The 15,897-nt window shown below is 68.5% G+C and carries 10 protein-coding genes and 1 pseudogene; 4 read left to right on the top strand and 7 right to left on the bottom strand.

From position 1 onward, the window contains the following. Window positions 1–244 precede the first annotated feature (244 nt). A pseudogene (locus EDF69_RS14815) lies at window positions 245–1,296 on the top strand (IS3 family transposase); the annotation flags it as partial. Window positions 1,297–1,420: 124 nt separating this feature from the next. Here EDF69_RS14815 and EDF69_RS14820 read toward each other — a convergent pair. The 7 genes from EDF69_RS14820 to EDF69_RS14850 form a co-directional block, all read right to left on the bottom strand. Further along, a protein-coding gene (locus EDF69_RS14820; protein WP_425336651.1) for an IS3 family transposase occupies window positions 1,421–2,784 on the bottom strand; the annotation gives its coding sequence in 2 pieces (ribosomal slippage) (window positions 1,421–2,434 and window positions 2,437–2,784; 1,362 coding nt in all). 44 nt (window positions 2,785–2,828) lie between these two features. Continuing rightward, window positions 2,829–3,365, bottom strand: coding sequence for an MFS transporter (locus tag EDF69_RS14825; protein ID WP_204991396.1), 537 nt, complete (start codon window positions 3,363–3,365; stop codon window positions 2,829–2,831). Next, a complete protein-coding gene (locus EDF69_RS14830) occupies window positions 3,329–6,715 on the bottom strand; it encodes a glycosyl hydrolase 2 galactose-binding domain-containing protein (protein WP_132884489.1) in 3,387 nt (1,128 codons plus the stop codon). Before EDF69_RS14830 ends, EDF69_RS14825 begins: the two co-directional genes overlap by 37 nt. 62 nt (window positions 6,716–6,777) lie before the next feature. After that, a complete protein-coding gene (locus EDF69_RS14835) occupies window positions 6,778–7,737 on the bottom strand; it encodes an ROK family protein (protein ID WP_132884488.1) in 960 nt (319 codons plus the stop codon). Between the two features lie 220 nt (window positions 7,738–7,957). After that, entirely contained in the window at window positions 7,958–8,701 is a 744-nt protein-coding gene (locus EDF69_RS14840; RefSeq protein WP_339538589.1) for a polysaccharide deacetylase family protein, read from the bottom strand. A gap of 20 nt (window positions 8,702–8,721) precedes the next feature. After that, window positions 8,722–9,831 (bottom strand): SGNH/GDSL hydrolase family protein, encoded by a 1,110-nt coding sequence (locus EDF69_RS14845; RefSeq protein ID WP_132884486.1) that lies wholly within the window; start codon window positions 9,829–9,831, stop codon window positions 8,722–8,724. Further along, window positions 9,828–12,293, bottom strand: a complete 2,466-nt coding sequence (locus EDF69_RS14850; protein ID WP_132884485.1) for a glycoside hydrolase family 3 protein — start codon at window positions 12,291–12,293, stop codon at window positions 9,828–9,830. The genes EDF69_RS14845 and EDF69_RS14850 overlap by 4 nt, the downstream gene beginning before the upstream one ends. A 111-nt stretch (window positions 12,294–12,404) precedes the next feature. Between EDF69_RS14850 and EDF69_RS14855 the strand changes: the two genes are divergently transcribed. The 3 genes from EDF69_RS14855 to EDF69_RS14865 are packed head-to-tail and all read left to right on the top strand — an operon-like array spanning window position 12,405 to window position 15,897. Then, the gene (locus tag EDF69_RS14855) at window positions 12,405–13,160 is read left to right on the top strand and encodes an SGNH/GDSL hydrolase family protein (RefSeq protein WP_132884484.1); all 756 of its coding nucleotides are present in this window, start codon (window positions 12,405–12,407) and stop codon (window positions 13,158–13,160) included. Further along, a complete protein-coding gene (locus EDF69_RS14860; RefSeq protein WP_132884483.1) occupies window positions 13,157–14,632 on the top strand; it encodes a carboxylesterase/lipase family protein in 1,476 nt (491 codons plus the stop codon). The genes EDF69_RS14855 and EDF69_RS14860 overlap by 4 nt, the downstream gene beginning before the upstream one ends. Window positions 14,633–14,667: 35 nt before the next feature. Beyond that, complete coding sequence (locus EDF69_RS14865; RefSeq protein ID WP_132884482.1) at window positions 14,668–15,897, top strand: glycoside hydrolase family 27 protein; 1,230 nt, start codon at window positions 14,668–14,670, stop codon at window positions 15,895–15,897.

Consider the following 15,897-nt stretch of genomic DNA (forward strand, 5'->3'; position numbering starts at 1 on the left):
GAACATCCGAGCCTATCGTTCTGACCGGCATCGCGTCGAGGGCTACCGCGCGCCTTCCCGCAATATTCATAACGTTTAACCGGGATTTACATGGCGGCCGTCGTGCGCGGATGAGATGAAGGGAGAGTCGATTGTTAGGAGCGGCCTGATGCCGGGCAAACTGAATGGATGAAGATCAAATGGCAGAACGGATTGAGGCGGCGCTCCGAAGCGTTACAGCGCCGAATTTAAGGCCAAGGTCGCGCTGGAAGCGATCCGGGGCGATCTGACGCTGGCGGAGCTGGCAGCCAAGCATGGTGCGCACCACACGATGATCGCGTCGTGGAAGCGGCAGGCCATCGACGGCATGGCAGGCACGTTCTCCGGGGCTGGCGATGTGGCCAAGGCCGTCAGCGAGAGCGAGGTGGAAAAGCTGCATGCCAAGATCGGGCAATTGGTCGTCGAGCGGGATTTTTTAGCGAAAGCCTTCGGTCGATGAGCGTGGACCGGAGGCGGACGATGGTCGAATCTGCTCACCACTGCTTGTCGATCGCGGCGCAGTGCCGCCTGCTGCGCATCAGCCGCTCGTCGTATTACTACGCACCGATGCCGGAAACGGACGAGACGCTGGCGCTGATGACGGTGATCGACGCGACGTTCCTGGACTGCCCGTGGTACGGTAGCCGCCAGATGGCGCGGCACCTGCGGCGTGCCGGGCACGAGGTCGGTCGCCATCGGGTGCGTCGCCTGATGGCGAAGATGGGGCTGACGCCGATCTACCAGCGGCCCCGCACGAGCGATCAGCACCCGCAGCACCGGGTCTATCCGTATCTACTGCGCAAGCTGGCGATCGAACGGCCCAATCACGTGTGGTGCGCCGACGTGACGTACATCCCGATGCGCCGTGGCTTCCTCTATCTGGTGGCGATCATGGACTGGGCGACCCGCAAGGTGCTCGCCTGGCGGCTGTCGAACACGATGGGCGCCGGCTTCTGTGTCGCGGCGCTGGAAGAGGCGTTGGCCCGGTTCGGCAAGCCGGAAATCTTCAACACGGACCAGGGCAGCCAGTTCACCAGCTACGCCTTCATCAGCGTGCTGCGTGACGCCGAGGTCCGCATCAGCATGGATGGCCGGGGCCGGTGGATGGACAACGTCTTCATCGAACGCCTCTGGCGATCCCTGAAGTACGAGTGCGTCTATCTCCACGCCTTCGAGACCGGCTCGGAGCTGCGGGCTGGCCTTGGCCGGTGGATCACCTATTACAACACCCAGCGTCCGCACTCGGGACTGGCCGGGAGAACCCCGGTCGAGGCCTATCGGCGGATCGGACAATCAGGTCATGGGGGGCATGCCCCCCATGACCTGATTGTCCGTCGTCAGAACATTCGGCACAACTCGCGGCGTAGATTAGCGGAGTGCGGACCTCGTCAGGGGGTTGATGTTAGGCGGCGAACTTGCGGTGCTGCAAGCGCCGATGTTCGATGGTCTGTCGCTTGATCCTTTCGCGCAGTTTGATGATTGCCGGAGCCCTGCCGAAGTAGGCGTCGGCAGGCGTCACGTTGGCCAGGCTCTCGTGGTATCGCTGGTGATTGTAGTGCTCGACGAAGGCCTCGATGTGGGCTTCGAGGTCGCCGGGCAGGAAGTAGTTTTCCAGCAAGATGCGGTTTTTCAGGGTCTGGTGCCAGCGCTCGATCTTGCCCTGGGTTTGGGGATGACACGGGGCGCAGCGGACATGGCTCATCTTCCGGGCCTCGATGTATTCCGCCAGCTCACCCGCGATGTAGCTGGGGCCATTATCGCTGAGTAGCCGGGGTTTGTGCAGCACCGTGGCGCTGTCGCAACCAGAAGCCGCCAGGGCGAGGTCCAGCGTGTCGGTGACGTCCTCGGCTCGCATGTTGGTGCACAGCTTCCAGGCGATGATGTAGCGCGAGAAGTCGTCGAGCACGGTCGACAGATACATCCAGCCCCACCCGATGATCTTGAAGTAGGTGAAGTCGGTCTGCCACATCTCGTTCGGCCGCGTGGTTTTCGTGTGGAACTGATCGGCAGCCTTGATCACGACATAGGCCGGGCTGGTGATCAGGTCGTGGGCCTTCAACAGGCGGTAAACCGTGGATTCCGACACGAAGTAGCGCTGCCCATCGGTGAAGCGCACGGCCAGTTCCCGGGGGCTCAGCTCAGACTGTTCCAGCGCCAGCTCGATGATCTGGTCGTGGATGCCCGCCGGGATGCGGTTCCACACCCGGCTCGGCGCCGATGGCCGATCTTCCAACGCCTCCGGCCCGCCTTCGAGGTAGCGATCATACCAGCGGTAGAATGTCCGACGAGGGATGCCGAGTTGGTCCAGCGTGCGCTTGGCCGACAGGTGCGACTGCTCGACGGTTCTGATGATCTCGAGCTTCTCGGATGCGGGATATCTCATTCGTCGTTGCCCCCATCCGCGACCATGCTTTTTTTGAGCAGACGGTTTTCCAGTGTCAGATCGGCCACGCATTCCTTCAGGGCCCGGGCTTCGCGGCGCAGGTCCTGGACCTCTCCGGTGGTCGCGGCACGGGCGGTGTCGCCGGCCAGGCGGCGCTTGCCAGCTTCCATGAACTCCTTCGACCAGGTGTAATACAGGCTCTGGGCAATGCCTTCCTTGCGGCATAGCTCGGCGATGCTGTCTTCCCCGCGCAGGCCATCCAGCACGATGCGGATCTTGTCCTCGGCCGAAAAGTGGCGCCGGGTCTGTCGGCGGATGTCCTTCACTACCCGCTCTGCTGGGGCCTTGGCGGGCGATTTTACATTGGAGGATCTGGGCTTCATCTTCGTTCCTTCGTCACTACGACGAAGCCCAGATCCTCCTTAAATCACAACCTCAAATCTGTGCCATTGGTGCTGACGGCGGACAGTCGAAGCCGAACTGGCCGAGCACCGCCAGCGCCTCGCGGTCGCGTTCCTTGGTAGCGTACCACCGCGGGCTGTCGGGCAGCAGCAGGGTGACGAGCAGGAACACCGCGGACGGAAGCGCGACGATCCCGAGCATCCAGCGCCGCGCCGAGCGACGACACGACGTAGGCGACCGCGATGACGAGCAGCATCGGCTTGCGCCCGAACCGGTCGGCGGGCGCGCCCGCGACGAGCGAGCCGATGACCGTCCCGATCAGCGCGGAGGCGACGGTGAAGCCGAGGCTAGCGTCCGAGAGCGCGAAACGCGCCTGCAACGCGGTCGTGGTGCCCGATATCACCGCGGTGTCGAACCCGAACAGCAGTCCGCCGAGCGCGGCGCCCAGCGCGCTGAGCACGATCGCGCCGGTGACCCGTCCTTCCGAACCCGCCGCGTCCCCGGCATCGGCGATGCTGCCGGCGCTCATCGCGCGGCGATCGTCGCTGCGGTGACGTTCCATCCGGCGAGCCTCACGCTCGGCTGCGCGGCCACGCCAGCGGGATAGCGGATCGCGATGTCGCGACGCTCGCCCGGCAGCAGCGAGATGTAATTGTCGTCGTAGAAGGCGGGTAGGATGCGCTTTCCGTCGGCATCCACCAGCGTCAGCTTGGCATTGAGCGCGGGGACGGCGGTATCGTTGGAGAGCGTGACCCGCATCACGCGGTCGGCGCCGTCGACCTGGGGCGCGCCGGCACTCGCCGTCAGCGCGACCGGGGCGAGCGTGTTGAGCGCGCGGTACGCCGCCTCGTCGCGGCCGCGCCAGTAGAAGTTCTCCGACAGCGAGCGCCCGTCACGGCCGAGCAGCGACAGCTTGACCAGAACCATCGGCGTCTGCGCGAACAGGTCGGTCAGCGGCACCGCGGCGAGCGGGGTCGCGCGATTGGCCAGCGCATCCAGCTTCGTGTCGCGGGCGTACAGTTCGCGGTTGTCGAGCCCGACGACGCGCACCCGCGCGGTCAGCCCCCGCGCGTCGTCTCGCGTGGTGTTCAGCACCACCAGCTCGTTGCCGGGCAGGTTGAGCTGTACGTGGAGCGGCTCGACCGCCTTCTTCGCGCCGTAATAGGCGGCGTGGGTGTCATAGTCCCACGAGTAGATCTGCCACGCGTTCGACGGCCATGCCGGGTGCGTCATCCACAGCAGTCGGCCGGAGTTCTTGGTCCACAGATGGCCCTGATAGCCCTCGTACATCGCCTTGTGCGTTTCGAGGTTCATCATCTGCGCCTTGCGCTCGAAATCGGCGAAGCTGGTGCCCGCGCCGTACATGCGGTCGAGCGCGGCCATGAACGTCTTGGTGTCGCCGTTTCCGGCGAAATGCCAGTCGTGATAGGCGAGCACGTCGCCGAGCGGCCAGCGGTCACCCGCGGGCACGTAGCTCGCGATCGACTCCGCGGTCGACAGCGACGGCGTGCCGGTCTCGACCGAGAAGCCGGTGGCGAGGTCGGTGAAGTAACCGACTGGCGGACGGTAATTGTAGGGGCCCGACCCCTGCAGGTTGACGACGTTCGAGCTGCCGGTGAACCAGCGCGTGCCGTCGAGATCGAACACCGCCTTCGCCAGCCCCTCGTTGAGCGTTGGGTAGGGCACGCCCTCGTTCCGGCCGAACCACAGGATGATCGAGGGATGGTTGCGATAGCGCGCGATCGTGTCGCGCGCGTTGGCGAGGAACAGCGACGCGTCGTCGGGCTCAACCTGAAAATTCTGCGTCGACTGCCAGAAATCGTTCAGGATCATCATGCCGTTCTCGTCGGCGAGATCGTAGAACTCCTCCTCGTTGTTGTTGCCCATCCAGTTGCGGATGATGTTCATGTGCGCCTCGCGCTGGAGGCGGAAATACGGCGCGAGCCGGTCGTAGCTGACGCGCTTCATCGCGTCGTCCATGCCCCAGTTGCCGCCGCGCGCGGCGATGCGCACGCCGTTGACGCGGATCGTCAGGTGCGGCTCGGGCAACGTCTCGGTGATCGCGGTGACGGCGCGCGAGCGTTCGCCCGCTGGCGTGAGCGACTCCGCCCAGCCGGTCGGCGTCTGCTTGATCGCGGCGTGGCGCACGTCGATCAGCGACGTGTGCGCGAGCGCGCCGTCGGTGGTCTGCACGTTGACGCGGCGCAAGCTGCCGGCCGCGTCGAACAGCGACAGGTCGTAGCTGACCTCGCGGATGCCGAAGCGGTCGCGGCGCGTGTCGGACACGCCGTCTGCCCCCGCCACTTCGTAGGTCACGTCGTAGAGGTGCGGCGCGCCGTAGCCGTTCGGCCACCACAGCTTCGGGTTCGCGACCTTCAACTGGCGGAACTCGGCCGGAGTGAAGGAGACCTCGCTGTGGCCCGCGGGCGCGATCACCTGCTTCTCGACGGTCACGCCCTCGAACGCGACGCGCACCGTGACGCTCGTCGCCGCGCCCGCATTGTCGATCGGCACGGTGACGTAGACGTCGGCGCTGTCGGTGCGCGGCAGCGGCAGGTCGGTGACGACGTGCGGGTCGCCGATCCTGACGGGGCCGGTCGCGACCAGCTCGACCGGGCGCCACAGCCCGGTGTTGCGGTCGCGAATGCCGGGGATCCAGTCCCAGCCCTCGGTCGCGACGAAGGTCGGCCCGTCGATCGCGAGCTGTCCGCCGTTCTCACCCACGCCAGCCTTCACCGACTGCTCGTGCGGGATGCCGGGATGCGGCGGCGGCGATACCTTGACCGCGATCACGTTCTCGCCCGCGACCGGCGTGTAGGCGAACTGCCCGCGCACGAACGCACCACGCGTCTCGCCCAATCGCGTCCCGTTGGCCCAGATCTCCGACGCGTAGTTGATGCCGCCGAACACCAGCGTCAGCCGCTTGCCCGCGGCTTGCGCCGGTACGGTGAAGCTGGTGCGGTACCAGTAATCCTGCCGTGCCAGGCGCTCGGGGATCCTCAGGTTGTTGAGCCCGTAGTAGGGGTCGGGATAGACGCCGCGATCGACCAGCGTCTGGAGCACCGTGCCCGGCACGGTGGCGGCGCGCCACGTGCCCTTGGGCGCGCCCGCGCGCGACAGCGTCGCGCCGTCGCCCGCCACGTCGGGCGCAGCGGCCAGCGTCCAGCCATTGACCTGCCAGTGTCCGGGCGCGGTCGGCTGCATCACCGGCGCGGTCGACACCGGCTTGGCGACGGGCACGGAATAAGCGTTGTCGCGCGATTGCGGCAGCGTCCAGGCATCCTGCTGCGTGGTGAGGCCGATGTTGGCCTGCTTCTGGAGTGGCCAGCCGACGCCGACCTCCGTCATTTGCACCAGCGCGAAATCGGGTCGCGCGCGCGCGATCCCGGCGATTGCGGCGGCACCCAGCGCGCGACCGTCGACGCGCGCGTCCACCAGATCGCCGCCGAAGTGCGGCGTGCTGGCGACGGCCGGCGCGATCGCGAGACGCGGCGCCACCGCGGTCGATCGCGCGCTGCCGCGCGCCACCGCGCGACCGTCGAGGTACAGCGTGACCCGCGATCCGTCCGACACCGCGGCGACGTGGTGCCAGCTACCCGCCGGCACCGCGCCGCCGCGGACCAGGGTCCCACCGTCGCGCAGTCCGATCCGGCCGTCCGCGAGCACCAACGCGCGGTTCGCTGCAGCGTCTCCCAGCTGCACCAGCACCACCTCGCCGCGCAGCCCCGCGTCGGGGCGCACCCAGGTCGCGATCGTGTAGGGCGCGCCCGCGGCGACCAGCGCGTCAGCCTGCTCAAGCGGTCGCTCGATCCCGATACCGCCGTTCAGCACGTGCGCGTTGTACGGGCCGCCGTTACCCGGCACCTGCGCGGCTGCGGGTAGCTGGGCTAGCGTGACGCTTGCTAGCAGCAACGAGGTCGTCTTTACCACTCTACACACAATTTCTCTCCCGGATCGCTGATGCTCGTGCTTTCTCACGAGTCGATGAGGTCGGTTGTCCGCGCTTCGATCGAAGGCGTCTGCGCCGGATGGCGTCCGGCACTCGACAGCGCGAGCGCGATAGGCCCGAGCGGCCCGGCCGCGTCGCCGAGGCCCGGCAGCGACACGTACGGATCGGCCACGTTGCGCGCCGGCAGCGGCAGATAATTGCCAACAAGGCTGCGTAGCCGATCTTCGATCCGTACGATCAGATCGGGTCGCTTGCCTAGGACCCCGCCACCGACCAAGAAGCGCCGCGGTCCAGTCGCGGCGGCGAGCGCCTGCAGCATCTGCGCGACCGCGTCTACGACCGTCTCCCATGCGGCATGGTCATGAGGCAGCGTCTCGCCCGGCAAGCCGGTTCGCGCGGCAAGCGCTGGCCCCGCCACCAGTCCTTCTACGCAATCGCCGTGATAAGGGCACGCACCGGCCCAGTCGTCGCCCGCAACTCGCGCCACGCGCATGTGCCCGGCCTCACAATGTCCTATCCCACGCGTCGGGAAGCCGTTGACGATGAGGCCGACTCCAACTCCCGTTCCCACGGTGACGTAGGCGTAGTCGCGCAATCCCCTCGCAGCACCCCACCGGCCTTCCGCCATCGCCGCACCGTTGACGTCGGTGTCGAACGCGACCGGCACGTCGAAGTGGCCGGTCAGGGTGGACAGCACCGGCGTATCGCGCCAGCCCTGCTTCGCCGTGGTCGTTATGGTCCCGAACCCCGACGACGACGCATCGAGGTCCAGAGGCCCGAAGGACGCGACACCAACACGTTCGAAGCCTTCCTGCTCCCACCATCGATCGAGCTGATCGACGATGGCGCGCAAGGTATCGACCGGCGCTCGGGTCGGAATTGTACGATGAGCGACGATGGAGCCGTCGTCGGTCGCAAGGACCGCAATGCACTTGGTTCCGCCCAGCTCCACGCCGGCGATCCGCCGCCTGACTGCTTCCTGCATACCCTCCTGGTTCCTTTATGAGCCCGCCCGCACGCAGGAGACGCCTGGCAGGAGCGGGCGCGATCCTCACGCGGCGGCGACGTCTACGATCCAGTCCCGCCTTCGCCACGCAAGGTCCGATCCGCCGCCGGTCCGCCAGCGTGGAACGTCGGCGACAACCAAGCCTAAAGCCCCCACAAAATAAAGAAAACGGCTTTATTTATCTCGCCCCGTTGAAGCGTCACTTCTTCCCCCTTCCAAGAGCCTCGCGCAGGGTCGTCACATCAAGGGTGCGGCGGTGCTGCCTCAGCCACGCTAGAAATGCGCGATGCGTCGCCGGGTCGACGCTGAGCTGGTCGCCGCCGATGCCGTGGAACAGGAATACCGCCCAGCCGCCGCTCGCCTCCGCGGCGTGCGCGAATGCGACGAGCTGATCGAGCGTCGTACCTTGGGCGAACCCGCGCGCGGGCACATGCATCTCGTCGACGCTCGCAGAGCCGGCGCGCACTTCCGCATCGCTCATGCTCACTCCGCGTGCGTAGTCGACGATGTGCGCGGCGCGCAACGGCTCAAGATAATCCTCCCCGCCGACCAGATGTTCGCCGCAAGGCGTCGCGAAGCCGTGGCGTACGCGACCGTCGAGCGCGCGCGGCAGCGTGTTCTGCTGCGCGATCTCGCGGATCATGGTGGAGGGGGTATAGGCCTCGCTCGTGAAGCGCGGATCGGCGGGGAATTTGGCGGCGGCGCAGGGGTGGAAAATCGTGTGATTGGCCAGTTCGTGCCCACGTCGCGCCACTGCCTGCCAGCGTGGCACGTCGGCCTCGCGCACCGCCGACAGGAAGAACGTCGCCTTCAACCCCGCGGCGTCGAGCGCGGGGACCGCGTGGTCGAGCTGCGACGGCAGCGCGTCGTCGTAGGTCAGCACCACGGTGCCGCGCGCCTGTGCGATACCGGGCAGCATGGCTAGCACGGCCGCCGCCGCCACGATTGCGCGTATCCGCTCCGTCATCGCGACATGCCCGCGTTCCAGACACCGCGTAGCGCGTCGATCTGCGCGGCCACTGCGCCTGCGATCCTGGCGTCGTCGGCAAGGTCGGGGTGGCCGTTGCAGCCACCAAAGCCGAGCCCATCGACCGCGACGAACGCGATGCGGCGCTCGCCCGCCTGCATCAACCGCGCCACCGTCGCGCGCGCCTCCGCGATCACCTCGCCCTGCGCGATCGGGGTCGCCCAGACGACGATCAGCGCATGCGGGTTCCGACTGCGAAGCTTCGACAGAAAACGCGCGTAGCTGCGCTCGAAGTCCTCGTGCAGTGCGGCGCGCGTCTTCCAGCGCTCGCCGGCGTGAAGCGCGGTCGAGAAATCGTTGGTGCCGAGCGCGACCACGATCACCTGCGGATGCCAGCCCGCATCGGCTGCGCGCCTTGCCTTGTCGAACAATGTGAACGGATAGGCGGCGGGCAGCGTGTCGGACGGGTAGCCGTCGTAATTGCGCACGACGCCCCGGCCCGAGATCGCGTTGACCCGATAATCGGCGTGATAGCGTTCGCCCAACAGGCCGGGGAGCCCACGCGCGGTGTCGGTCGTGTCCCACACCTCCTGCGTGCTGCACGCGGTCTTGGTCGAGCGAACGCCGTAGCCGACCGTGTGCGAATCGCCGACGAACTCGATCTGGCGGGCGGGTATGGCCGCCGGCAGCGCGCGCGTGCCCGCAGCGGCGCGAAAGCCGCCGAAGACGGTCGGCCCCGCCTGGCTCTCGCTGATCGCCTGCACGCGCAGGACGTGCGCGCCCGGTGCGAGCGGACCGACGCGGTAGAGTCCGGGCACCGGTCGGACGAGCGCGATCGGTGCACCCTCGTCGACGGTGACGCGAAGCGACACCTCCCCGGCTCCGACTCGGAACAGCGCGACGCGACCACGGAAGCGTGTCTCGACGTAGGTGCCTGGCCATTGCCGCCGGATCATCCCCTGTTCCGCCGCCTCGGCGCGCCCGACGACGCGCATCGGCAGCGCGGTCGTGCCCGCGGGCTCCGCGGCGAGCCGCTCGACCCGCGGCGGCGGACCGGCGGCGATCGCCGACGCACCCAGCACCGCGAGCAGCGCCCGCAGCATCATCGCTGACCGCAGCTTACCGGACCGGGCGGCGCGCTGGCGATGCGGATGCCCGACACGTCGATGCCCGCCGCGCCGGTCGCGGCAATCACTGCGGGGCGCGTCACCTTGGCCATTTCGACGCCTTGGTCGGCGAAGCAGCGGAGGGGCACCGCCAGTTCGGTCCAGTCGCTGCCCGCGGCGCGCAGCGCGCCGGTGATCGGCACGCTCGCGCTGCGTCCGCCCGCCGCCGCCATGCCGAGCGTGACGGTGCCCGCTGCCGCGCGCGTGACGCGGTAGTCGAGGATCAGGCTCAACTGCCCGTTCGCTTCGCGCGACAGGTCGATCGGCTGCGCCTGCGCGACCGCGAATTCGCCCGCGCCGGTGAAGGTCAGGCGCACGCTGTCCTCCTGCGCCTGCCGGTCAATGCGCGCCTGCGTCACCGCGCCGCTGGTCTTGAGCGACGCGCCAGGGGCGAGCCGCCCGCGCACGAACAGCGCGTTCTGGTCACCGCCCGCGTTCGCCGGCCGCGCCTCGTTTAGCGTCGGCACCTGCCCGCCCTTGGCGTAGGACAGGCCGTAGCCGAACGGGAACAGCGGATCGTAGTTCGGATCGCGCCGATTGAGCACATATTGGTCGAGCCGCTTGGGCCACGAGAACGACAACGTGCCGCGGAAATCGGCCTTGGGCTTGCCGTCGCGACCCGCGACCACCACGTCGGCGACGCCGCCGCCCTCGGTGCCGGGCAACCAGGCGGCGACAAAGGCGTCGGACGCGTTCAGCTCCGGGTTGACCCACAAGGGGCGGCCCGAGAGGAACACCGACACGGTCGGCACGCCCGCCTTCTTCAACCGGCGCAACAGCTCCAGGTTCGATTTGTCGTCGGGGCTGTATTCCAGCGTCGGGCGGTCACCCGTGAATTCGGCATAGGGCGTTTCGCCGAAGACGACGATCGCGACATCGGGCTTGGTTGTGAAGCTGCCCTGCGCCGACAGCGTCGCGGTGCCTCCGCTCGCGCGCACCGCCTCGGACAGTCCGCCCCAGATCGACTGCGCGTTGGGGAAGTTGGCGTTGGTGACGCCCGTTCCCTGCCAGGTGATCGACCAGCCGCCCGCCTGCTGACCAATATTGTCCGCGCCCGCCCCTGCAACCAGTACGTTCGCGCCCGGTTTGATCGGCAGCACGCCATTGTTCTTGAGCAGCACGAGCGACTCGCGCACCGCCGCTCGCGCGAGCGCGCGGTGTTCGGGGCTGCCGAGCAGGTTGAACTTGCCCGCGAACGGGCGCGACGACGGGCGGCCGGCGTCGAACGTGCCCGCCAGCACCTTGACGCGCAGGATGCGGCGCACCGCATCGTCCAATCGCGCCGCCGGGATCGTACCCGCCTTCGCCTCGCGCAGCGTGTTGGCGTAGAGTTCCTTCCACTTGGGGCCCGAGTACATGAACATGTCGAGCCCGGCGTTGATCGCGGCCGCGCAATCCTCGTTGGTGCAGCCCGGCACCTGCCCGTGCGCGTTCCAGTCGCCGACCGCGAAGCCGTCGAAGCCCCAGCGTTCCTTCAGCACACCCGTCAGCAGCGACTTGTTGCCGGTCAGCTTGGTGCCGTTCCAGCTCGAGAAGCTGGGCATCACGGTCAGCGCGCCCGCGGGCAGCGCGGTCATGTAGCCGGCGGCGTGGACGTCGCGCAGCGTCGCTTCGCTGACGCGCGTGTCACCCTGGTCGCGCCCGCCGGTGCCACCGTCGCCAAGGAAGTGCTTGACCGAGGAGATGACGTGGCCGGGGCGCATGAAATCACCGCCGACACGGCCCTGGATGCCCTCCACCATCGCGCCGGCGTAGGACGCTACGACCGCGGGCTCCTCCGAATAGCTCTCGTAAGTGCGGCCCCAGCGATCATCCTGCACGACGGCGACGGTCGGCGCGAAGCTCCAGTCGATGCCGGTCGCCGCCGTCTCCGCCGCGGTTGCCGCGCCGATGCGGCGGACGAGGTCGGGGTCGCGCGCGGCGCCGAGCGCGATGTTGTGCGGAAACAGCGTCGCGCCAACGATGTTGTTGGCGCCGTGCACCGCGTCGGTGCCCCAGATGACGGGCACGACCGGGCGACCGTCGCTGCGCTTCACCGACGCGTCGTAGAAGGCATCGAACAGTTTCAGCCACTCGGGTGCGGGCGCGAACTCGTCATTGTTGGGGGCAGAGTTGCCGCCATTCAGGATCGAGCCGAGCTTGTACGTCTCCAGATCCTCCGGCGTGATCGAGGCGATGTCGACCTGGATCAGCTGCCCGACCTTGTCCTCGATGCTCATCCGGCGGAGCATCGCGTCGACGCGCGCCTCGACCTTGGGATCGCGCTGGCGCTTCATCGCCAGCGCGGGCCACTCACCCGGATGTGCCACCGCGGAAGGACCAACCTTACCGGCATTCTGCGCCGACAGCGTCGCACCACTGGCAAGCAAACCCGCAATCACAGCCAGCTTCATCGTCCTCATTCATTCCTCCCCGACGCGCCAAACTGCGACGCTCTATTATTCTTTCAAATTAACTAAATCGCGCTCTATGTTGCAACCAAACCGGTTTCAAGGTCGCAGAGAGGATCACGCATGTTGAGGTTCGCCGCCATGTTGCTGCCGCTGGCCGCAGCCATCGCGCCATCGTCGGCGGTCGCACGGGGTGCCGCGCCGCAGGGGAGCGCGGCCGAGCAGGAGGCCGAGCACCGGCTACACACCGACTGGGCTTGGCTCGGTCGCTACCAGGGCGACAATGCGGCGCTCCGCCCGACGGGCGGGGCCCGCATCGTCTTCATCGGCGATTCGATCACCCAAGGCTGGATCGACAAGGTGCCTGGCTTCTTCAGAGAGGGCCGGATCGACCGCGGGATCGGTGGGCAGACCACGCCGCAGATGCTGCTGCGCTTCCGCCAGGACGTGATCGACCTTCACCCGGCGGCGGTGCAGATCATGGGCGGCACCAACGACATCGCGGGCAATACCGGCCCGATGACGCCCGAGCAGACCAAGGCCAACATCATGTCGATGGCCGAGCTGGCACGTGCGAACGGCATCCGCGTGATCCTCGCCTCGATCCCGCCCGCCGCCAACTTCCCGTGGCGCCCGGGGCTCAGCACCGCACCCAGGATCGCGGCGATTAACGCCTGGTTGAAGGACTACGCCGCGCGCACGGGCGCGACCTACGCCGATTACTGGACTGCGCTGCACGACGGCGACGCGTTGCGAAGCGCACTGACCTACGACGGGGTCCACCCCAACGAAGCGGGCTACGCGGCGATGGCGCCGGTCGCCGAACGCGCGATCCGCGACGCGCTGTCGCGTCCGACCCCGCGTCAGCCGGCGCGATGATCGCGCTCGCGCTGGCGCTCGCCGCCGCTGGGTCTGTCGTCGCCGGACCCGTCGTCCCGACCAGCCACGGCCCCGTACGCGGCGAACCCCTGCCGGGCGGCGGCGGCGTGTTCCGCGGCATCCGCTTCGCCGCGCCGCCAGTCGGGGCGCTGCGCTGGCGCGCGCCGGTCGCGCCGCAGCGATGGCGCGCGCCCGCACCCGCCGTCGCCGCGCACGCGGCCTGCCCGCAACCGAGCTACGGCGCGTGGAACAGCGCCGCGGCGGCCTCGTCGAGCGAGGACTGCCTGTTCCTCGACGTACGTTCGCCGCGACTTGGCGCGCGCGCGCGGCTGCCGGTGATGGTGTGGGTGCACGGCGGCGGCAACCGCGGCGGCGCGGGCGGCGGCACCGTTGAGTCGCGCATCACCGATCGCGGCATCGTGCTCGTCAGCGTGCAATATCGCCTGGGCGCGCTCGGATTCATGTCGCACCCGGCGCTGAGTGCCGAACAGGGCGGCGCGTCGGGCAATTACGGGCTGATGGACCAGCAGGCGGCGCTGCGCTGGGTCCGCGACAACATCGCGCGCTTCGGCGGCGATCCGGCGCGGGTGACGATCGCGGGCGAATCGGCGGGCGCGCAGGATGTCGGCCTGCAGATGCTATCCCCCGCCGCGCGCGGGCTGTTCGCGGGCGCGATCGCGCAGAGCGGTACGCCCGGCTTCGGCGTGGCGCCGCGCACGCTGGCACAGAACGAGCGACTGGGCATGGCGATCGCCGCGCGCGCGGGTGCTGCGCGCGAGGCGAGCGCCGCGGCGCTGCGCGATCTTCCCGTGGCCGCCATCGTCGCGGCGCAGGAACGGGTCGACGTGCCCGACCTGGAGGACGACAGCTTCATCTGGTTGCAGGCGGTGGTCGACGGGCGGGTGCTGCGCAAGACGCCCGCGGGCGCGCTCGCTGCCGGGCGGGTCGCGCGCGTGCCGCTGCTGATCGGCGTCAACGCGCAGGAGTTCACCGGCTATAACGGACGCGATCCTCGCCCGGTGATCGCGCGCGAGTTTCCGCGCAACGCGCAGGCGGTGCGACGCGCCTACGGGCTGGACGGCGCGCCCGCGCCCGACCCGCGGCTGGGCGACGTGGCGATGCGGCTCGGCACCGATCTGGTGTTCACCTGCCCGACCGTAGCGGTGTCGCGCGCGGTGGCCGCGGGGGGCGCGCCCGTGTGGCAGTATCAGTTCGACTACGCGCCCCCCGGCAAGACCGTCAGCCACGGCAGCGAGATCGGGCTGATCTTCGACACGCCGCCCACGGGCGCACCGGCGTTGCAGGATTACTGGACCGCGTTCGTCCAGCGCGGCGATCCGAACCGCTCCGGACTGCCGCACTGGTCGCGCTACGACGCGCGAGCGCGCGCTTACCTCGCGTTCGGACAAACGCGGACGGCCGCACGGTCCGGGCTGCACGACGCCGTCTGCCTGCCGCGCACCACGCCGTAACCCGTGCGACACATCATCTGATCAAAGGGCTGAACATGATACGCGACCTAACCTCGGCCATCGCGGCAGCCATCGCGGCGCTCGCCATCGCGGGCAGCGCCGCGGCGCAGGACCAGTTGCTCGATCCCAACACGCTGCGCCCTTCGCTTGATCCCGCGCGCACCGTCAACGGGCTCGCGCAGACGCCGCCGATGGGGTGGAACAGCTGGAACAAGTTCGGGTGCAACGTCAACGAACAGGTCGTACGCGACACGGTGGACGCGATCGCGAGCGGCGGCATGAAGGATGCCGGCTACCAATATGTCGTCATCGACGATTGCTGGCACGGAACGCGCGACGCCGACGGCTTCATCGGCGAGGATAGGGCCAAGTTCCCCTCGGGCATGAAGGCGCTCGCCGATTACGTTCACGCGCACGGGTTGAAATTCGGCATCTACTCGGACGCGGGCGCCAAGACTTGCGGCGGGCGTCCCGGCAGCCAGGGGCACGAATATCAGGACGCCATCACCTACGCGCGCTGGGGCGTCGATTACCTGAAGTACGATTGGTGCTCGACCGGCATACGCAACGCGGAGGAAGCCTATGCCCTGATGGCGGACGCGCTGCGCGCCACCGGCCGGCCGGTCCTGTTGTCAATCTGCGAATGGGGCAACAATCGCCCGTGGGAATGGGCCAGCAAGATCGGCAACATGTGGCGCACCACCGGCGACATCCGCGATGCCTGGGCCGGACGCGTCACCTACTCGCTCGGCGTGATGGACATCGTCGATCGCAACGAACCGCTCTACCCTTACGCGGGGCCGGGGCATTGGAATGATCCCGACATGCTGGAGGTCGGCAACGGCGGGCTGAGCGACACCGAAGCCCGCGCGCATTTCAGCCTGTGGGCGATGATGGCGGCCCCGTTGATCGCGGGCAACGACGTCGCGCGCATGAGCGAGGCGACCCGGGCGATCCTGCTCAACAAGGAAGTGATCGCGGTCGACCAGGATCCGCTCGGCCGCCAAGGGCGCCGGGTTCGGGACGACGGCGATCAGGAGATATGGTCCAAACCTCTCGCCGATGGCAGCCGCGCGGTGTTGCTGCTCAACCGCGGCGCCGCGCCCGCGCGCGTGACAATGAACTGGCCGGAGATCGGCTACACCGCGACCACCCGCGCCGCGGTGCGCGACCTGTGGGCGCACCGTGACGTCGGCCGGGTCCGCGCGCGCTACGCGGCGGTCGTGCCGGCCCATGGCGCGACCATGCTGACGGTGCGACCGTGA

It is taken from the genome of Sphingomonas sp. JUb134 (genome assembly GCF_004341505.2).
In the GTDB taxonomy this organism is placed as follows: domain Bacteria; phylum Pseudomonadota; class Alphaproteobacteria; order Sphingomonadales; family Sphingomonadaceae; genus Sphingomonas.